This is a genomic window from Thermosynechococcus sp. QS41, assembly GCF_031583515.1.
Lineage (GTDB): Bacteria > Cyanobacteriota > Cyanobacteriia > Thermosynechococcales > Thermosynechococcaceae > Thermosynechococcus.
Map to the genome: position 1 here is coordinate 2,618,650 of NZ_CP134181.1, position 19,772 is coordinate 2,638,421.

The 19,772-nt window shown below is 53.8% G+C and carries 16 protein-coding genes; 8 read left to right on the plus strand and 8 right to left on the minus strand.

The window, feature by feature from the left end; genetic code table 11:
• Positions 1-6: 6 nt before the first annotated feature.
• Together RHJ80_RS12870 and RHJ80_RS12875 are read left to right on the plus strand one after the other, a co-directional pair.
• Positions 7-729 (plus strand): hypothetical protein, encoded by a 723-nt coding sequence (locus RHJ80_RS12870; RefSeq protein ID WP_310801173.1) that lies wholly within the window; start codon positions 7-9, stop codon positions 727-729.
• A 29-nt stretch (positions 730-758) separates the two neighbouring features.
• Entirely contained in the window at positions 759-1,439 is a 681-nt protein-coding gene (locus RHJ80_RS12875; protein WP_310801174.1) for a hypothetical protein, read from the plus strand.
• A gap of 55 nt (positions 1,440-1,494) precedes the next feature.
• On the opposite strand, the gene RHJ80_RS12880 is transcribed toward RHJ80_RS12875, so the two are convergent.
• Complete coding sequence (locus RHJ80_RS12880; RefSeq protein ID WP_310801175.1) at positions 1,495-3,306, minus strand: iron uptake porin; 1,812 nt, start codon at positions 3,304-3,306, stop codon at positions 1,495-1,497.
• A 313-nt stretch (positions 3,307-3,619) separates the two neighbouring features.
• Here RHJ80_RS12880 and RHJ80_RS12885 point away from each other — a divergent pair, with 313 nt between their 5' ends.
• Positions 3,620-4,471 carry a hypothetical protein gene (locus RHJ80_RS12885; RefSeq protein WP_310801176.1) on the plus strand — a complete coding sequence of 284 codons (852 nt, stop codon included), beginning with the start codon at positions 3,620-3,622 and terminating at the stop codon, positions 4,469-4,471.
• Positions 4,472-4,483: 12 nt separating this feature from the next.
• Here RHJ80_RS12885 and lipA read toward each other — a convergent pair whose 3' ends face one another.
• A complete protein-coding gene (gene lipA / locus RHJ80_RS12890; protein ID WP_310801177.1) occupies positions 4,484-5,371 on the minus strand; it encodes a lipoyl synthase in 888 nt (295 codons plus the stop codon).
• Positions 5,372-5,543: 172 nt separating this feature from the next.
• On the opposite strand from lipA, the gene RHJ80_RS12895 reads away from it, so the two are divergent.
• The 4 genes from RHJ80_RS12895 to RHJ80_RS12910 all read left to right on the plus strand — a co-directional run bounded on the left by RHJ80_RS12895 (position 5,544) and on the right by RHJ80_RS12910 (position 10,415).
• A complete protein-coding gene (locus RHJ80_RS12895; RefSeq protein ID WP_310454449.1) occupies positions 5,544-6,512 on the plus strand; it encodes a protochlorophyllide reductase in 969 nt (322 codons plus the stop codon).
• 3 nt (positions 6,513-6,515) lie between these two features.
• On the plus strand, positions 6,516-6,998 hold the full coding sequence (locus RHJ80_RS12900) for a DUF3828 domain-containing protein (protein WP_302678494.1): 483 nt from the start codon (positions 6,516-6,518) through the stop codon (positions 6,996-6,998).
• Positions 6,999-7,080: 82 nt separating this feature from the next.
• Complete coding sequence (gndA, locus tag RHJ80_RS12905; protein WP_310801178.1) at positions 7,081-8,523, plus strand: NADP-dependent phosphogluconate dehydrogenase; 1,443 nt, start codon at positions 7,081-7,083, stop codon at positions 8,521-8,523.
• A gap of 77 nt (positions 8,524-8,600) precedes the next feature.
• Complete coding sequence (locus RHJ80_RS12910) at positions 8,601-10,415, plus strand: ABC transporter ATP-binding protein (protein ID WP_310801179.1); 1,815 nt, start codon at positions 8,601-8,603, stop codon at positions 10,413-10,415.
• On the opposite strand, the gene glgB is transcribed toward RHJ80_RS12910, so the two are convergent.
• From glgB to RHJ80_RS12930, 4 genes are all read right to left on the minus strand, one after another.
• The gene (gene glgB / locus RHJ80_RS12915) at positions 10,412-12,712 is read right to left on the minus strand and encodes a 1,4-alpha-glucan branching enzyme (RefSeq protein WP_310801180.1); all 2,301 of its coding nucleotides are present in this window, start codon (positions 12,710-12,712) and stop codon (positions 10,412-10,414) included. The genes RHJ80_RS12910 and glgB overlap by 4 nt on opposite strands.
• 83 nt (positions 12,713-12,795) lie before the next feature.
• Positions 12,796-13,887 carry a quinone-dependent dihydroorotate dehydrogenase gene (locus RHJ80_RS12920; RefSeq protein WP_315862935.1) on the minus strand — a complete coding sequence of 364 codons (1,092 nt, stop codon included), beginning with the start codon at positions 13,885-13,887 and terminating at the stop codon, positions 12,796-12,798.
• A gap of 56 nt (positions 13,888-13,943) precedes the next feature.
• Positions 13,944-14,486, minus strand: a complete 543-nt coding sequence (locus tag RHJ80_RS12925) for a hypothetical protein (RefSeq protein ID WP_225901596.1) — start codon at positions 14,484-14,486, stop codon at positions 13,944-13,946.
• Positions 14,487-14,629: 143 nt separating this feature from the next.
• On the minus strand, positions 14,630-15,316 hold the full coding sequence (locus tag RHJ80_RS12930) for an energy-coupling factor ABC transporter ATP-binding protein (RefSeq protein WP_302679172.1): 687 nt from the start codon (positions 15,314-15,316) through the stop codon (positions 14,630-14,632).
• A 63-nt stretch (positions 15,317-15,379) separates the two neighbouring features.
• Here RHJ80_RS12930 and RHJ80_RS12935 point away from each other — a divergent pair, with 63 nt between their 5' ends.
• Entirely contained in the window at positions 15,380-17,530 is a 2,151-nt protein-coding gene (locus RHJ80_RS12935; RefSeq protein ID WP_310801181.1) for an HAD-IIB family hydrolase, read from the plus strand.
• Here the strand turns inward: RHJ80_RS12935 and RHJ80_RS12940 are convergent.
• Entirely contained in the window at positions 17,527-17,679 is a 153-nt protein-coding gene (locus RHJ80_RS12940; protein WP_310744645.1) for a hypothetical protein, read from the minus strand. The genes RHJ80_RS12935 and RHJ80_RS12940 overlap by 4 nt on opposite strands.
• A gap of 26 nt (positions 17,680-17,705) precedes the next feature.
• On the minus strand, positions 17,706-19,772 hold the full coding sequence (locus tag RHJ80_RS12945) for a serine/threonine-protein kinase (protein ID WP_310801182.1): 2,067 nt from the start codon (positions 19,770-19,772) through the stop codon (positions 17,706-17,708).

The window sequence follows — 19,772 nt, forward strand, 5'->3', positions numbered from 1 at the left end:
CTAGCAATGACCTCTGCACTCGAAGAAAAACTACGGACAGCGTTCTCGCCAGAACAGGCGCACCTACTGGCGGAAGTAATTCGCGAGGCCTATGACGACTTGGTGAAGGCCAAAGACTTTAACGAACTAAAGGCGATTGTCGCGGATCTGGCGCAAGCCCAGAAGCGGACGGAAGAACGGGTGGATCAACTGACTGTCACCGTTGCAGAACTGGCTCAAGCGCAGAAACGGACGGAAGAACGGGTAGAAGAACTGGCGGCAGCTCAGAAACGAACAGAGGAACGAATGGATCAACTGGCGGCAGCCCAAGAGCGCACCGAGAGAGCGGTCAAACAACTCGCACGCCAAGTGGGTGGACTCAGTGAAGCCTTGGGTGGGTCGCTGGAAGACCTTGCCCTTGAGGTGGTGCCCGAAATTCTGGAATATCGCTGGGGCATGGAAATTGAGTTCTGTGACCGCGACACCCTCCCCCTGCACAATGGGGAGTATGAATTTGATTTAGTGATTCGGGGTCAGGTGGCAGGGCGACCAATCTTGGTACTCGGGGAAGTGAAAAGTAACATCACCGAATCAGAGGTGGAGCGATTTTTGAATCTTGTGGCTCAGGTGGAAGCGCCCGAGGAGGTTCGCCCCCTCTTCTTTGGCTATCGCGTTGAGCGTGCAGCCAAGGCGTTGATTCGCGATCGCAACGCGGTAATGGTCACCACACGCGGCAAGTACTTTCCCTAGAATGGGAATATGGCTAATCAGCACTAGCAATGACCTCTGCACTCGAAGAAAAACTACGGACAGCGTTCTCGCCAGAACAGGCGCACCTACTGGCGGAAGTAATTCGCGAGGCCTATGACGACTTGGTGAAGGCCAAAGACTTTAACGAACTAAAGACGATTGTCGCGGATCTGGCGCAAGCCCAGAAGCGGACGGAAGAACGGGTGGATCAACTGACTGTCACCGTTGCAGAACTGGCTCAAGCGCAGAAACGGACGGAAGAACGGGTAGAAGAACTGGCGGCAGCCCAAGAGCGCACCGAGAGAGCGGTCAAACAACTCGCACGCCAAGTGGGTGGACTCAGTGAAGCCTTGGGTGGGTCGCTGGAAGACCTCGCCCTTGAGGTGGTGCCCGAAATTCTGGAATATCGCTGGGGCATGGAAATTGAGTTCTGTGACCGCGACACCCTCCCCCTGCACAATGGGGAGTATGAATTTGATTTAGTGATTCGGGGTCAGTTGGCAGGGCGACCAATCTTGGTACTCGGGGAAGTAAAAAGCAACATCACCGAATCAGAGGTAGAGCGATTTTTGAATCTTGTGGCTCAGGTGGAAGCGCCCGAGGAGGTTCGCCCCCTCTTTTTTGGCTATCGCGTTGAGCGTGCAGCCAAGGCGTTGATTCGCGATCGCGACGCGGTAATGGTCACCACCCGCGGTAAATACTTCCCGTAAAAAAATCCCCCTCCACAGGGGAGAGGGATCTAGGGTGAGGGCAAATTCACCCGCTCTAGAACGTGAACGTAGTCCGAATCACGCCTTGCAGAATCGGCTGACCAGAAATAACCCCACCCCCATTGGTATTGTTGGGGTTGATAATCGCTGTGAAGATAGGCGTGATGCTGATGTTGTCACTGATGGGGAATTTGTAAAAGGCCTCAATGTTGACCTGATTGGCATTGTTAATGACACCAAGACTAGGTGCACTGTTGATAAACGGCGCACCCGCTGCTGCCGCCAGTACTGAACCTGGCACCAGCAAGTCTTTGTAGCCAATACCCGCCATAAAGTTATAGGCCATCATGCCAGCGGCAGGGGCACCAAAAATAGAAAACGGTAGGGGCGAAACATTGGGGAAGTAGCCATTGGGAATCCCTGCTACCCCTGCACGGCCAAAGATGCCCAAGCGACCCAGATTGAGCTCAAAGTTGATGCCCCCCGCTTGCGCCTCAATGCCATAGGTTTTGGAGTAGGTACCTTGAAGCTTCACCGCATAACTGTTGCGACCATTGCCAAAGGTGTTGGCATACTCCAACTCCAAGGAAGCTTGGTAGGGATCACCCGCAAACCCACCCCCCGGACTTGGAGGGGCAATGCCAGAATTAGCTCGTCCTGGCTCTGCCGCAAGATACAATGCCCGCACAGTAAAAGGACCTTCATTGGGGTTCCACTGGATAGCAACCCCTGCACCCCCTAGGTAGTTCATGGCGTAGGGCACAATGAAGGGGTTGTTGAGGAAGAAGTAAGTGCCAAAGTCACTGGTAGGAGAGTTCGCCCAGCTATTGGTGTCAATGATGTCGCTCGGATAGAACCGTGTCCCTGCAGTAATGGTGATATCTTGGGTGGGCTTAAACGTATAGGCTAGGCGGTATAGCTCCACATTCGGACCAAAGTTCGACCAGTAGTACTGGCTGGGGCTAAAGTAGGGAAGTGGCCCATTAAATGTATTGCCAGCTCCGAGGGTCGAGTTTATTTGCAAACCCAGACCATAGGTGCTAATGGCATCGCGACCGCCATTGCCCGTAGACAGGGTGGTTTGCAGCAAATCAGTGCCGGTAAAGCTGGTATTCAGGTTCAGCAGAACGGCAGAAATAACCGTCGGATTTGGACGTCCGGAGGCAAGTGAAATAAAGTTACCGCCGCCAAGATTAATATTGTTACCTGGGGTAGCAGGATCGGGACCAGGACGCACGGAGCGAAAAGTGCTATTACTACTTTGGCGACCACCGTACTGCACCGACATCACCGCCGTACCCGTGAGCTTGGTCGTTGTCGAGAACTGAGTGGCTTCAAGGGCAGCGGTGCGGGCTTCGAGGTTGTCCACGCGACCGCGCAGGGTGGCGAGTTCGGCAGCGAACTCATCCATGAGTCTCTGAAGAGTCGCGAGGTCTTCTTTGGTGGCAAAGCGATCGCTAATCACATCGAGGCAGGCGTTCAATGCTGCTGCCATTTCATAACGGGTGGCGGCACGGTTGCCACGGAAGGTGCCATCAGGATAACCCGCGATACAGCCATACTTTTCAACCAAGGAGGCGAGGGCTTGGTAGGCCCAGTCGGTGGGACGCACGTCAGACAGCTGCGAGACAGAGGTCACCTGCCCCATGGATTCTTCGTTGGCCAGAAGCTGATTGACAGAGGTAATCGTGCTCGAAGCGTCTGCAATGGTGTTGGGGGCAGGCAGTGCTTCAGAAACTTGGAGATTTTGTGGTTCAGCAGCAATTAGGTTTTCGAAGTTGGCGGGTTCATTCGCGGTAGCAATGTTAGCCCCTGCGACCACACCCAGTAGGCTCAAGCTACCTGCTAACAGGTACGTCTTTTTCACGATGTTACTCCTCACTCACGAGCGTCTGGGTTCGGCAGAGCGATCAATTCATTCTGCTGTCCCCTAGTACTTAGCTTACACAATATGGCTTAAATGTGTTGCAAGCCGATTATGCAAGTTCTGATAGATTCTAAGTGCTTCCCCTTTGATTTGTCAAATACTTTGTTTTGATTTGTTGACACTGGAATTTCATCCGTCTGGCTGGCGTGGTACGAGCTGCACACAAGGAGCCTTTCTGATAGAGGGGGTGGCAACCAGAGAAGTTCTGCTTGGTCGGTACAATAGAAAGTACAGCCAAGATTTCATAGATGCAATGACCTCTGTCCTCGAAGAAAAGCTGCGGGCGGCGTTTCCTCCCGAGCAGGCGCATCTGCTTGCAGAAGTCATCCATGAAGCCTACAACGATTTGGTGAAAGCAAGAGACTTCAATGAGCTGAAGTCCATCGTAGGCGAATTAGCTCAAGCCCAAAAACGCACTGAAGAACGAGTTGAAGAACTCGCCCAAGCCCAAAAACGCACTGAAGAACGGGTTGAAGAACTCGCCCAAGCCCAAAAACGCACTGAAGAACGAGTTGAAGAACTCGCCCAAGCCCAAAAACGCACTGAAGAACGAGTTGAAGAACTCGCCCAAGCCCAAAAACGCACTGAAGAACGAGTTGAAGAACTCGCCCAAGCTCAAAAACGCACTGAAGAACGAGTGGATCAGCTAGCTGTTGCTGTTGCAGAACTGGCTGAAGCGCAAAAGCGCACTGAACGAGCCGTCAAACAACTCGCACGCCAAGTGGGCGGTCTCAGTGAAGCTCTCGGTGGGTCCCTAGAAGACCTTGCTCTGGAAGTGGTGCCCGAAATCCTAGAACATCGCTGGGGCATGGAAATCGAATTTTGTGAGCGGGATGTCCTGCCGCTGCGCAACGGCAGTGATGAGTTTGACTTGGTTATCCGGGGTCAAGTTCATGGAGAGCCGATTCTAGTGTTGGGGGAAGTCAAAAGCAATATCACCGAATCTGAGGTGGAGCGGTTTTTGAATCTAGTGGCTCAAGTGGAAGCGACTGAGGAAATTCGCCCTCTGTTTTTTGGCTATCGCGTTGAGCGGGCAGCCAAGGCGTTGATTCGCGATCGCGGTGCGGCAATGGTCACCACAAGGGGCAAATACTTTCCTGATTGAATGAAGTACCTATCACGCTTCTTGGGTTGGCGCGGCATCTGCTGCATGGTAGGAGCTACGTACAAGAGGCCCCGATCGCACATGGGAAAAGCCGAGTTCGCGGGCAATCTTGCCCAAGGTGTTAAATTCTTCAGGTGTCCAATACTTGACCACAGGTAAACGATTCAACGAGGGGGGCAGGTATTGCCCCAAGGTCAGGCGATCGCACCCCACGGCTCGCAAATCTTTTAGAGTTTGAATCACCTCTGCTTCGGTTTCTCCCAAGCCCAACATCAAGCCCGACTTGGTGGGAAGGTGGGGATTCAGTTCCTTAACCGTGGCCAAGACCCGCAGTGAACTCTCATAGGTGGCACCCCGTCGCACCGGGCCTTGCAAGCGGCGTACAGTTTCGAGGTTGTGGTTGTAGCAGGCAGGCTGTGCCGCCACAATTTGGGCAATGCAGTTCCGTTGGCTCAAGCGTCCCCGATCCATACGAAAGTCGGGGGTGAGGACTTCAATTTCCGTGCCGGGACAGCGTTGGCGAATCGCGTGCATGGTCGCAACAAATTGACCCGCCCCCTGATCGGCTAGGTCATCGCGAGCCACAGAGGTTAAAACTACATAGCGCAATCCTAAGGTAGCCACAGCAGCCGCAATTTTTGCTGGTTCCTCTGGATCAACGGCAGCAGGAGCGTGGCCTTTCTCCACTTGGCAAAAAGCGCAGGCACGGGTACAGGTGGCGCCTAAGAGTAAAAAAGTGGCGGTTTTTTGGGCATAGCATTCACCGCGATTGGGACAGCGCCCCTCTTCACAGATGGTGTGGATGCCATAGTGGCGCACGAGGCGTTGCACGGTGGAGATCTCACTGGCTTTGCCAAGGGGTTTGCGCAGCCACGGCGGCAGGGGTTGGGAGATAGTCATAGAGTCGGGTTAATCCTGAAAATAGGGGAGAGGCGAGCTAGATACAAAACTTGATTAACTATCGAGTCTATTTATTAAGTAACTGTAAATGATCCCTAGGGGTGCGCCTAGGGGGCGATCGCTTCTATGGCAGGATCAATAGCGACGTTACCGCAGGTATGCCACAGAACCTATGAGTGATCAGCCACGCCCAACGGTCATTATTACGGGTGCATCCTCTGGAGTCGGATTGTATGCCACCAAAGCCTTAGCTAATCGGGGCTGGCACGTTGTTATGGCCTGCCGCAATCTTGAAAAAGCAGAGCAAGCCGCCAAAGACTTGCAGATTCCGCCGCAGGCCTACACGATTTTGCATTTGGACTTGTCCTCGTTGGCCAGTGTGCGCGGCTTTGTGGAGTCATTTCGGGCATTGAATCACCCCTTGCGTGCCTTGGTCTGCAATGCCGCTGTCTATTATCCCCTGCTTAAGGAACCGATCTACAGTGTGGATGGCTATGAAATCAGTGTGGCCACCAACCATTTGGGGCACTTTCTTTTGGCCAACCTCCTCCTCGATGATTTGAAGAAGTCTCCCGAAAGCGATAAGCGCTTGGTGATTCTCGGCACGGTGACGGCCAACCGCAAAGAACTCGGCGGTAAAATTCCCATTCCTGCGCCTCCTGATTTGGGCAACCTCGAAGGCTTTGAGAAGGGCTTCAAGAAACCCATCGCCATGATTAACGGCAAGCCCTTCAAGTCGGGCAAGGCCTATAAAGACAGCAAGCTCTGCAATATGCTCACGGTGCGGGAACTACATCGCCGCTTCCATGATTCGACGGGGATTGTCTTTAGCTCCTTGTATCCGGGCTGTGTGGCGGACACCCCCCTCTTTCGCAACCACTTTCCCCTCTTCCAGAAGCTCTTCCCCCTCTTCCAGAAAAACATCACGGGGGGCTATGTCAGTCAAGAACTAGCGGGTGAGCGCGTCGCAATGGTGGTGGCCGACCCAGAGTTTCGCCAGTCGGGGGTGCACTGGAGTTGGGGTAACCGCCAAAAAGAGGGCCGCAAAGCCTTTGTCCAAGAACTCTCGGCAGAGGGCAGTGATGAGCAAAAAGCGCGCCGCCTGTGGGAGTTGAGCGAAAAACTGGTGGGTTTGGCCTAGCCGATGCAGTGGTGGTTGCCCCTCGGCGTTAGTCTTGCCCTTGTCATCGAGACGGGGGCGATCGCCAGCTCAGCACCAGAAACAGTGGTGAGCCAATTTTATCAGTGGTGGGTGCGAAACCAAGATCAAGGCCGCCAACGGTTCTCTCAGCAGCGAGCAGCGTTTACGCCCGATCTATACCAGCAGTTGATGCAAGCCTTTCGCAAACAGCCACGGGATGGCGCTTGGCTAGACTTTGATCCCTTTTCCTTTACCCAAGTGAGTACTCAAGGGGTGAAAGTGCGCAACGTGCGGCGATCGCCCAATCATCCCCAAGTGGCGGAAGTGGATATTGAGGTTATGGTAGGTCTACGGGGGCGATCGGGAACGCCTGTGCCGATTAAAGTACTCCTGCGCCAAGGGAGCGATCGCTGGCAAATTGATAACCTGATCTACCTGAGCACGTGGGACAACCTGCGCTGTCTGCTGCGGGACATCAACCGCTAGTGAACCTTAACGTCTTCTTCCATTCCTCTGGCTGAGCTTGCCGCTATGGTGGAAGTGATCCTTGCCATTGCAGGACGGATGTATGTCACAGCAAGATTTTGGCGTCATTGGCCTCGCTGTCATGGGGGAAAACCTTGCCCTCAATGTGGAGCGAAATGGATTCTCCGTGGCGGTTTATAATCGCACCCCCGCCCGCACTGAAGCTTTCATGGCCGAACGAGCCGCCGGCCGTCGCTTCAAGGCCACCTATCGTCTTGAGGAATTTGTTGCTTCCCTGTCGCGTCCCCGCCGCATTTTGGCGATGGTCAAAGCCGGCAAACCCGTGGATGACCTGATCCAGCAACTCAAGCCACTCCTTGAACCGGGCGACATCCTCATTGATGGGGGCAACTCCCTCTACACGGATACCGAACGCCGCGTTGCTGAAATGGAGGCGGCAGGACTCTGCTTCTTTGGTATGGGGGTCAGCGGTGGTGAAGAAGGTGCCCTCAATGGCCCAAGTCTCATGCCCGGTGGCAGTCGGGAGGCCTATCAAGCCCTCGAACCCATTCTCACCAAAATTGCAGCGCAAGTGGATGATGGCCCCTGTGTCACCTACATTGGGCCGGGGGGATCGGGTCACTTTGTCAAGATGGTGCACAACGGTATTGAGTATGGCGATATGCAACTCATTGCCGAGGCCTATGACCTGCTGAAAAACCTCCTTGGCCTCAATCACCAGCAACTTCATGAGGTTTTCAAAAGTTGGAATGAGACCCCCGAACTCAACTCATTTTTGATTGAAATTACTAGCCAGATTTTCACCTATATTGACCCAGAAACCCATTTGCCCCTTGTGGATGTGATTGTGGATGCGGCAGGTCAAAAGGGAACCGGTCGCTGGACGGTGGAAAGTGCCCTTGAAATGGGGGTGGCCATTCCAACGATTACCGCTGCCGTGAATGCCCGCATCATGTCCTCCATCAAAGCCGAACGGATGGCGGCTGCTCAAGTCCTCCCCGGCCCTGCGGCTCACTTTAGCGGCAATACTGAAGAATTCATCGGCAAAATTCGCGATGCCCTCTACTGCTCGAAAATCTGCTCCTATGCCCAAGGGATGGCGCTGATTGCCAAAGGCTCCCAAGAACTCTTTGATAATCAACTAAACCTTGGCGAGATTGCCCGCATCTGGAAAGGGGGCTGCATTATTCGCGCTGGCTTCCTGAATAAGATCAAGCAGGCCTACAGCGAAAATCCCCAACTGGCCAATCTGCTGCTGGCGCCGGAGTTTCGGCAAACCATCCTCGATAAACAGGCGGCGTGGCGGGAGGTGTTGGTGGAGGCGACCCGTGCTGGGATTGCTGTGCCCGCCTTTGGCGCGTCCTTGGAGTACTTCGATAGCTATCGGCGCGATCGCCTGCCGCAAAATCTCACCCAAGCACAGCGGGACTTCTTTGGTGCCCATACCTACGAGCGGATCGATAAACCGGGAACCTTCCATACGGAGTGGGTACCGATTCAGGAGGCAGGAAAAGCATCCGTTTAAGAGGTAGGCAGTAGCGTTGGCGGCGTTGTTCCCCAAGGGGCAATTCTTTAGCCTATCTTAAGAATTAGGCGAGTGATTTGCTTGCCCGCGATCATCCTGCACTTTGGGGAGGCCAAGAAGCCTTGCATCCGTTTTTACGACTGCTGCACCACAGCCAACGCTACCAACGCCAAGTGGGGCTTGCCTCCCTCTACTCTATCCTCAATAAAATTTTTGATCTCGCTCCCCCCGTTCTGATTGGAATTGCTGTGGATCTGGTGGTGAAGCGGCAGGATTCCCTCTTCGCCCGCTGGGGGCTGGTGACCTTTGAGCAGCAACTGTTGGCCTTGGCCGGCCTATCATTTGTGATCTGGAGCTTGGAATCCCTCTTTGAGTATGCCTATGCCCGCAGTTGGCGCAACCTAGCCCAGCAGATTCAACACGACCTGCGCCTTGAGACCTATGCCCATGTCCAAGAGATGGATTTGGCGTTTTTTGAAGAACGCAGCAGTGGGGTGTTGCTCTCGATTCTCAATGATGACATTAACCAACTAGAGCGCTTTTTGGATGGCGGTGCCAACGAGGTGTTGCAAGTCACAACCACCGTCTTAGTGATTGGTGGGATTTTCTTTTATTTGGCGCCCAATGTGGCGATCTGGGGGATGCTGCCGATGCCCTTTATTCTCTGGGGATCCGTCATCTTTCAGCGGCGACTCGCCCCTCGTTATGCCGATGTGCGGGAAAAGGCGGGACGCCTCAACGAACGCTTGGCTAACAATATCTCAGGTATTCAAACGATCAAGAGCTTTACTGCCGAGGCTTACGAATTGGAGCGCCTGCGCTGGGATAGTGAAGCCTACCAACAGAGTAATCGCCGCGCCATTCGCCTCAGTGCTGCCTATATTCCTCTGATTCGCTTTGTGATCCTCTTTGGCTTTACGGGAACGTTGGTGCTGGGTGGCTTTGCCGCTTTTCAGGGGCGTTTGGATGTGGGCGCCTACAGCACGATGGTCTATCTGATTCAACGGTTGCTCTGGCCCTTGACCCGTTTGGGGGAAACCCTAGATCAATATCAGCGAGCCATGGCCTCAACGCAGCGGGTGCTGAATTTGCTGGAAACGCCGATTGCGATTTGGACGGGCGATCGCCCCCTTGATCCGCGCCATGTCAAAGGAGAGGTGCGCTTTGAATGCGTTAGCTTTGCCTACGCGGGTCGGGCGCCGGTGCTAAAAAATGTCAGCTTGCACGTGCCTGCAGGTCAGACGATCGCCATTGTCGGCTCCACGGGATCCGGCAAAAGTACCCTTGTGAAATTGTTGCTGCGGTTCTATGAGGTGCAAGAAGGGCGCATTCTCATTGATGGGGTGGATATTCGCGAGTATCGGCTGCGGGACTTGCGCCGTGCCATTGGTTGGGTGAGTCAGGATGTCTTTCTCTTCCATGGCACCGTCTTTGAGAACATTGCCTATGGCAGCCCCCAGGCCACCCTAGCAGACGTTGTGCATGCTGCAAAATTGGCGGAAGCCCATGACTTTATCGAGCAACTGCCCCAAGGGTACGACACGGTGGTCGGCGAACGGGGACAAAAACTCTCCGGCGGTCAGCGGCAGCGGCTGGCGATCGCCCGCGCCCTGCTCAAAGATCCACCGATTCTAGTGCTCGATGAAGCCACCTCCGCCGTGGATAACGAAACCGAAGCCGCCATCCAGCGATCGCTAGCCCACATTACCGCCCATCGCACCACCATTGCCATTGCCCACCGCCTCTCGACGATTCGCCACGCCGACTGCATTTACGTTCTAGAGCAGGGCGACATTGTTGAACAGGGGACACACGAAGCACTCTTGGCGCAGCAGGGCGTCTATTACGGCCTCTGGCAAGTCCAGGCCGGCCAGCTCCTCCCTGAAGGTTAGGGTGTGAGATTATAGCGTGCCCGCTCAGCGGCTGTTTTCTCGCGATCCAGTTTCAAGATCAGCACTGCCAAGGGGGGCAAGCAGAGATCAAGGGAGTAGCGGCGGTTGTGGTAAGGCCACTCATCCGCCCATTTACCGCCCAAGTTACCCATGTTGCTACCGCCATACTCGCGGGCATCACTATTAAAGAGTTCACTATAGAAGCCATGCTCCGGCACGCCAATGCGGTAGTGGCTATGGGGCTGCGGTGTAAAGTTACAGACGACAACCACAAAATCTTGGTAGTCCTTATCCCAGCGGATAAAGGACACAACGCTATGGCGGTTATCGCTACAGTCAATCCACTCAAAGCCCTCCTGTTTGAAATCTTGGGTATAAAGGGCAGGTTGTGAACGGTAGAGGCGATTGAGATCCTCAAAGAAGCGTTTGGTTTGCTGGTGGGGTTCGTATTGCAGCAGGTGCCACTCTAAATCGCTCCAGGCATTCCACTCGCTCCATTGGGCAAACTCCATCCCCATGAACATTGTTTTCTTGCCGGGGTGAGTGAACATGTAGGCAAATAAACAGCGCAGATTCGCGAATTTCTGCCAGCGATCGCCCGGCATTTTGCCAATGATGTGACTCTTGCCGTGCACCACCTCATCATGGGAGAGCGCCAGCATGAAGTTCTCGCTGTGGTGATACCACATACTGAAGGTGACATTGTTTTGGTGGAACTGGCGGAACCACGGATCCATGCTGAAGTAGTCCAGAATATCGTGCATCCAACCCATATTCCACTTCAGGTTGAAGCCCAATCCCCCCATGTAGGTCGGCCAAGAGACCATCGGCCAGGCCGTTGACTCCTCCGCGATCGAGAGAATCCCCGGAAAGTAGCTAAAGATCACGTGGTTCACTTGGCGCAGGAAGTTGGCCGCCTCTAAATTTTCCCGTCCGCCATACTCATTGGGTACCCACTCACCCTCTTTGCGGCCATAGTCAAGATAGAGCATCGAGGCCACGGCATCCACGCGAATACCATCAATGTGGTACTTGTCAAACCAAAAGAGGGCATTGGCCACCAGAAAATTGCGCACTTCGTGGCGACCATAGTTAAAGACAAGGGTGCCCCATTCCTTGTGTTCGCCCTTGCGCGGATCCGCGTGTTCGTAGAGGTGGGTGCCATCAAAGAAGGCCAACCCATGGCCATCCTTGGGAAAGTGCCCCGGTACCCAATCCACAATCACACCAATACCGTTTTGGTGGCACTGATCCACGAAATACATAAAGTCTTGGGGACTGCCATAGCGAGAGGTGGGGGCGTAGTAGCCAGTGACTTGATAACCCCAAGAGCCATCGAAGGGATGCTCAGCAACGGGCAAGAGTTCAATGTGGGTGTAGCCCAATTCCTTGACGTAGGGAATGAGTTTGGCCGCCAATTCGCGATAGGTGAGAAAGCGTGCCCAGGGCTTGAGTTCTGCCACCTGTACGGGTTCTTGGGGTTGGCCATCAGCACCAATAGGGGGGGCTTCCATTGAGGCGTGGAGCCACGATCCTAAATGCACCTCAAAGACGGAAATCGGCTGCGTCAGGGGGTCGGTGTGGCGCCGTTTTTCTAGCCAGTCGTTATCGCCCCATTCGTAGCTGTTGAGGTCGGTGACAATAGAGGCGGTCTTGGGACGCGGTTCTTGGTAAAAGCCGTAGGGATCTGATTTTTCGTAGATGTGGCCGTCTTGGTTCTTAATTTCGTACTTATAGTGCTCGCCCACACCCAAGCCGGGGATAAAGAGTTCCCAGATGCCATTGCCGCGCCGTGCCATTTGGTGTTTGCGGCCATCCCAGTGGTTAAAGTTGCCAATGACAGAGACATTGCGGGCATTGGGTGCCCAGACGGCAAAATAGACCCCCTCAACCCCATCCACTGTCAGCAGGTGTGCCCCGAGTTTTTCATAGATGCGGTGGTGATTGCCCTCGGCAAAGAGATGAATATCAAAATCCGTCAGCTTTGAGGAGCGGAAGGCATAGGGGTCGTAGATCACCCGCTCGTGGCCATTTTCATAAATTTTCAGTTGATAATTATTCAGTTCCGGCAGAGGAATGCGGCATTCAAAAAAGTGGGGGTGGTGCACTGGCGTCATCGGATACTCTTGCCGCTGCTCTGGACAGAGGACACTCACCCGTTCGGCATTGGGTAAATAGGCGCGTACCGCCCACACGGATTGGCCATTCTCACTGATCTGGTGACATCCCAAAATTTCAAAGGGATCGTGGTGCTGGTTGGAAACAATGCGGTCAATCTGTTCGGGCGAAACGGTCATATTTTTATACTTTCGTAAAATATAGGGACAATACTATAGAAAAGTTAACAGTTAGAATGCTCCCCTTGACAAGGGCACAGACGCTATTTCTCTGGCTTCTCTTGATCGGTGGCGTGGGCTAAGAGTCCTTGGAGTAGCTCTCGCAATAGGCTCGGTCCTTGGTAAATCCAACCGGTGTAGAGTTGCACCAGTGTTGCACCGGCTGCGAGTTTTTCGATCACATCCTCTGGCGTGAAAATCCCCCCTACCCCAATAATCGGCAGAGTGCCTTGGGTCTCTTTGTGGATAAAGCGAATCACGGCGGTAGCGCGATCGCGCAAAGGGGCACCACTGAGACCTCCCGCCTCGTCCGCCGGCGATCGCCCCGTCTGCGGAATCATCTGGGTTTTTAGCCCCTCCCGTGCCACGGTGGTATTGGTGGCCACAATGCCGGCGAGTTCATAGGTTTGAATCAGATCAAGAATTGCCGCAATCTGCTCCCAACTCAAATCGGGGGCAATTTTCAGAAGCAGGGGCTTGCGGGGGTGATTGGCGGTTTGTAGCGTCTCCAAAATGGGTTCTAGTTGTTCCTTGGCTTGCAGATCCCGTAACCCCGGTGTGTTGGGAGAACTCACATTAATCACGAAATAATCGCCAAGGGGATACAGGCGGCGAAAACTGGCTAAGTAATCCTCTTTTGCAGCTTCCAAAGGGGTGATTTTTGACTTGCCCAAATTGATACCGATGGGAATCGTTGGCGGGGGCGATCGCTCCAAAAGGGCGGCCATGGCCTCTGCGCCGGCATTATTAAACCCCATGCGATTAATCGCCGCGCGATCGGCTGTTAGGCGAAAGAGGCGCGGACGCGGATTTCCCGGTTGTGGCTGCCAAGTGACGGTGCCCAACTCCGCAAAGCCAAAGCCAAAGGCCGACCAGACACTGCGGGCGACGCCATTCTTATCAAACCCTGCCGCCAAACCAATGGGATTGGGAAAGCGTAGTCCCCACATTTGCCGCTCTAAACGGGGATCTGAAAGGGCATAGCGTTGCTGAAGTTGCTGCCGCAGCCAAGTGCTCAGGGCACGATCCTGATTAAGCCACCCACAGAGGGAGATAAACTGCTGGTGCAGAAATTCTGGATCCGCCTGCAACCCAGAAAAAAGAAGTGGCCGCAGCAGGTGCCGATAAGGATCAATGGCCATTCAGACTGCCATTCCCCCACCTACAGGGTTGAATGGTCAACACTATGACCCTAGTCCAGATAGCCCATGAGGACGGGTGAATCATCAATGATATTAGAAGCCACAGGCCGTTCCCCAGCGGAATAATAGGTTTCAGCAATGTGCAGCCCACTGGTGGTAATCGGACGAATGCCCATCCAATTCACTGTTTCGACAATTTCAAAGTCATCCGCTGCCACGGGGCGCACCCCCATGATGTTCAGGGTTTCAACCACGCGGAAATTGGTGGCCACGATGGGGCGAATACCGGCGGAGTTGATGCTGTCGTAGATTTGCAGGCCACTGCTGAGCACCGGACGCTCGCCGGCATCTTTGATCATGTGCACCACTTGCACGGGACTGGCTTCAATGGGACGTAAGCCGGCACTATTAAAGGTTTGCCATACCACGATGTCGCTGGCTGTGGTTGTGCCTGCGGGGGCAAGAGCCGTTTTTTCGGCAAGGGAAACCATTTGACCGCTATTTTCTTTGGCGGGCGGGTTGCTGCGACGGGCGGGACGGCTAGCTTTGGCTGTGGGTTCTTCGGGGGGTGGGGTTTGAGGCGTTTCAGTCATGGCGATCGCTCCTAATGCAATAATTCAATCCTACAGGTGAATTCGTATGCAAGCATTCTATATCTTTAGTCCTTGATCATAGCAGCCCAAGAGGAGTGCCAGCGGTTTGAGAGATTCCTTTCGGTGCAGGAATGGTTGGCTTTTCAAGCATGCAGCAGAGGCATCATGTCGCTGGGTGCCCCTTGGCCAATCACTTTGCCACGATCCAGAACAATGGCACCGTCCGCTTGCGCCAGTTCATCGAGACGGTGGGTGACCCACAGTGCGGTGATCCCTTGGCTGTTGACCAGTTGGCGCACGTAGCCTAGGAGTTCCCGCTGGCTATCGGGGTCAAGGAGTGCCGTGGGTTCATCGAGCAATAGCACCCGACAATGGCGAGCGATCGCCCCGGCAATGGCTACCCGCTGTTTTTGGCCGCCACTGAGGGCATAGATGGGACGGCGTTCTAGCCCCTGTAAATTCACAGCTTGTAGGGCGGCACTGACGCGCTCGCGCACCTGCCAATAGTTGAGGGATTCACCATTGAGACTAAAGGCAATATCCGCACCGACACTGGGCATCACCAGTTGGTGATCGGGGTTCTGGAAGACAAAGCCAAGGGGTTGCTCCACATAGACTTCACCGCTTTGGGGCTGCAAGAGACCTCCCAAAATACGCACCAGCGTTGACTTACCACTGCCATTGCGGCCGAGGAGCATCCATAGTTGCCCCCGCGGGATTTCTAGGGACACCCGATCCAGCACTAAAACCTCTGGCGACCAGCCAAAGGAGACCTCTTTGAGATGAATTGCTGGGGGGATTGCCGCCATGGGTTTTTGGACAATGCTCATGTTTTTCGGTAGGGTGAGGATGACCCCCAATTGGGTTGTCGTGCACCAAGTAAGGGAGCGGCTATGCAAGATGGATTATACATTGTCCTCATCAGTATTCATGGTTTGATTCGGGGCGATCGCCTTGAACTAGGACGCGATGCCGATACGGGAGGACAAACCCGCTATGTGGTCGAACTGGCAAAAACCCTTGCAGCCCATCCCCGGGTGGCGCAGGTGGATTTGGTCACTCGTCTGATTCCCGATGCCAAGGTCAGCCCCGACTATGCCCAGCCCATTGAGCGAATTGGCGATCGCGCCCGCATTGTCCGCCTAGCCTGTGGTCCTCGCCGCTATTTGCGCAAGGAAGTGCTTTGGCCCTATTTAGACGTATTTGCCGATGAACTGTTGCGCCATCTCCGCCAAAGTGGCCGCATGCCCGATGTGATCCACAGTCACTATGCCGATGCCGGTTATGTGGGCTGCCGTGTTGCCGGTTGGTTGGGGGTTCCCCTTGTTCACACTGGGCATTCCCTCGGCCGGGTCAAGCGACAGCGACTCCTTGCCCAGGGTAGTAAGCCCGATGCCATTGAGGAGCAGTTTCACTTTACGACTCGCATTGAAGCCGAGGAGCAAACCCTTGCCAGTGCCGCACTCATTATTGCCAGTACCCATCAGGAGGTCGAAGAGCAGTATCGCCTCTACGATCAATACGATCCGGGACGGATGGCCGTTATTCCGCCGGGGGTAGATACCCGCCGTTTCTATCCAGGGCCTGTCCCTGCCGATTTACCCTTTCGCAAGGAATTGCGTCGCTTTTTAGTGGAACCGGAAAAGCCCTTTATCTTTTGCCTCTCCCGGCCAGTACCGCGCAAGAACGTGGCTGCGTTGCTCAATGTCTATGGCACTGATCCCTTTTTACAGGAGCGAGCGAATCTGGTCTTAGTACTCGGCAATCGCACCGATATTAGCAAGATGGAGGCCAGCCCTCGCCAGGTGTTGACCGAACTCTTTTTGCTGGTCGATCGCTATGACCTCTATGGCAAAGTTGCCTATCCGAAAACCCACACCAGTGATGAAGTCCCCGATCTTTACCGTTTAGCCGCGCAGCAACGGGGCGTCTTTATCAACCCTGCCCTCACTGAACCCTTTGGCCTGACGCTCATTGAAGCGGCTGCCTGTGGATTACCGATTTTGGCGACAGCGGATGGCGGGCCGCAGGAGATTATCCGCCACTGTCGCAATGGGTTGCTCTTTGATGCCCTTGATCTAGAAGCCATTCGCAGTGCCTTGCATCAAGCCTTTCAAAGTGATAGCCAGTGGCAGACTTGGGCAGACAATGGCCTGAAGGGGGTACAAGCCCACTACTCTTGGCGCAGTCATGTGGAGATGTATCTGCACGCCCTTGCTCAACTGGCGGAAAAATCAGTCTTGCCCGTGTTGAGTGTGCAACGCCAACCGGCTCAGTACCAGAGTAATAAACTGCCAACGACGCTGACACGGAACCGCCTGCTCACCCTCGAACGCCTGTTGATTAGTGATATTGACAATACCTTGATTGGCGATCGCCCGGCCTTGGAGCGACTCTTAACGCTTCTGCAACGCCGTCCTGAAATGGGCTTTGGGGTGGCAACGGGGCGTCATCTCGAAATTACCCTAGAGGTCCTCCATGAATGGGGCGTGCCGATTCCCGATGTTTTAATTACGTCCGTGGGCAGTGAAATTCACTATGGCCCTCACTTGGTTCCCGACACCAGTTGGCAGCAGCACATTAGCTATCGCTGGGAACCCCAACGGGTCAGAGACACCCTCGCCGATGTGGCAGGCCTGACGCTGCAACCCCCAGAAAATCAACGCTCCCACAAAATTAGCTACAACGTGGATACCACGGTTCTCCCCAGCATTACACCGGTGTTACGTTTGCTACGGCAGCAGAAACTCCATTGTCGGCCAATTTTCTCCCACAATCAGTTCTTGGATATTTTGCCCCTGCGTGCCTCTAAAGGCGATGCCCTGCGCTATCTTGCCCTCAAGTGGGGCTATCCGCTGCAAAAACTGTTGGTGGCTGGGGACTCTGGCAATGACGAGCAAATGCTGACGGGGAATACCCTTGCTGTTGTTGTGGGCAATCACAGTCCGGAATTGGAAAAGTTGCGCGATCGCCCCCATATTTACTTTGCTCAAGGTCACTATGCCCAAGGGATTCTCGAAGCGATTGAACACTATGGCTTCTAACGAAAAGCCTGCGATAACGTCAAACTAGAAATGCCCTTGGCGCGGTAATCGGCAAGAATCTGAGCCAGTGCCTCCACTGTCGGTTGTCGCGTGGGATTGAGTTGAGGATAGCTCTGCAGTGCCAAGTTGAACTCCGTGCCATCCTGCATCAGCCAGTGACTCCCCCGCTAGCACGCTAGAGAGCTTGGGTTCCTTGAATTAGCCATTCGCCACCAACATTGACTAAAGTAAAGCGTAACGTTTGATAAAAGTCTTGACCAGAGTTCATTATGTAGTGAAGATTTGCATCAACAACGGCTCTATCTGAAGTTAAACCGACAACTTCAGTACTATAAACATCAACGTACTGCACTTTAGTCCACCAATCGATGTATGAACCATAGCCGTTGGGGTGTGCTGAGGCATCATTTTGGAAAGAGCTGGTCAATTGATGCCACGCTGCCTCGTAATTGCCGGCGTTAATCAGAGCATAGTAATTTTCAACAAAAAGGCTGGGATCAGGGAGCAGCTCCGGGTCAAGCAGGACGCGTTCGCTAGCACTTGCAGTGGGTGGGGGTGTAGAAACAGTTTCTGGGGTTGGCAACGGAGATTCAATAGGGGGCGATTGGTCAGGAGTTTCTGCGACTTCAGTAGGGGAATTGGCTAGCGAGGGAGGGCGGGGTTCTAGGCGGTTCGACAGCAAAATTACAGCCATCGCTGCAAACATACTCCCAAAGGTAATCACAAGTGAGCCGAGGATGAACCACGGTGCGAATGATGACTGAGCTGTGGGTACTGATTGAGTCCCAGAGAAGAGTTGTCCTGTAGGCGTGGTAGAGAGGGGTGGGGGTGTGACAACCGGTTCATGGACAATACTGCCTGCCTCAATCATCCGCCAATGTTGATCCTGCCGTTCAACCCGTGCTGGCCTCAGCAATTGCCCTGACTTTTCACTGGGGTGCTGGGGCAACGTTCGCCGAAATAAGTAAGCATCGAAGTCTCCCCTATGCAAGGGAACAAGCCAAGACTGTTGATTGACATCTGTGATCACTAAATAGCTGGGATGAGCAGGACACTCAGTAAAAATGGCACCCTCGCTTTGAGAACCTGAAGGACGCACCAGTGTTCCATAGTTTTGCAGCTCTAACCAATCACTCTGCAAGCTACGGTTGTACTTCTCAAGCAGCCAGTTGACCGACGGCGCTAAGCGAGGTGGTGGAGACTCCTCAGTAACCAGTTTAGTAATCAGTGGTGTTTCTAGCGCCTGCATCTCTAACGTTTTTTTTGTTTCTGTCTCTGCATCCGCTAGGGCAGCTTCGACTTCCTTGGCGGATTGATAGCGATCGCTGGGTGCAACGGCCAGCATCTTTGCCAAAACATCGCGAAACGTTGGTGTGATTTGGACATACTTTTGCCAATTCCAAGTGTGATGGTAGTTATCAAACAATTCCTTGGGATCTTTGCCCGTGAGTAAGACAATACAGGTCACTGCTAGGGCGTACAGATCAGAACTCGGAAAAACCTGCTCACCGCTGACTTGTTCTGGTGCGGCATAATGCGCTGTATAAATTTTTGTATGTCCCTTCGCAACTTCGGTAACACGGGAAATCTCCTTGACTGCACCAAAGTCAATGAGGTAAAGGCGACGCTGCCCCGGAAATTTACTGTTCTTTGCCGATTGGCGAATGATGTTTGCTGGCTTAATGTCTCGATGAATAGCCCCTTGATCGTGGATGTACTGCAAAACAGGTAGGAGATCCTTTAAGACCTCACGAACTTCCTCTTCACTCAAATAACCGCGATAGGCAAGTTCACACTCAAGCGTATCGCCATCAATAAATTCTTGAACCAGATAAAAATAGTGTTGTTCTGCTTTGCCTGTGCTGCTGCTCACCCGCTCCTGAAAGAAGGCAAATAGGGTAGGAATTTGGGGATGTTCCCCCAACGTTTCTAGGAGTCGTGCTTCTCGCTTGAATAAATTTTCTGCTTTTTGCAAGAGGTCTGGATTTGAGGTTTCAACTTGGAGCTGTTTAATCACACATTGGCGCTTGGCGGGCGTATCCAAATCTCGCCCTAGGTAAGTAATACCAAAGCCCCCCTGTCCCAACAGCTGTTGGGCAACATAGCGCCCCCGCAAAATCAAGGGCATGCCGCAGTTGGCGCAGTACTTTTGGCTAATGGTATCCACCAAGACATCCCCCTCTAGTTCAGGCAGGTCATTGTGGGGATGGGAACACTGGGGGCGGGTGCAGTAGATAAGCAT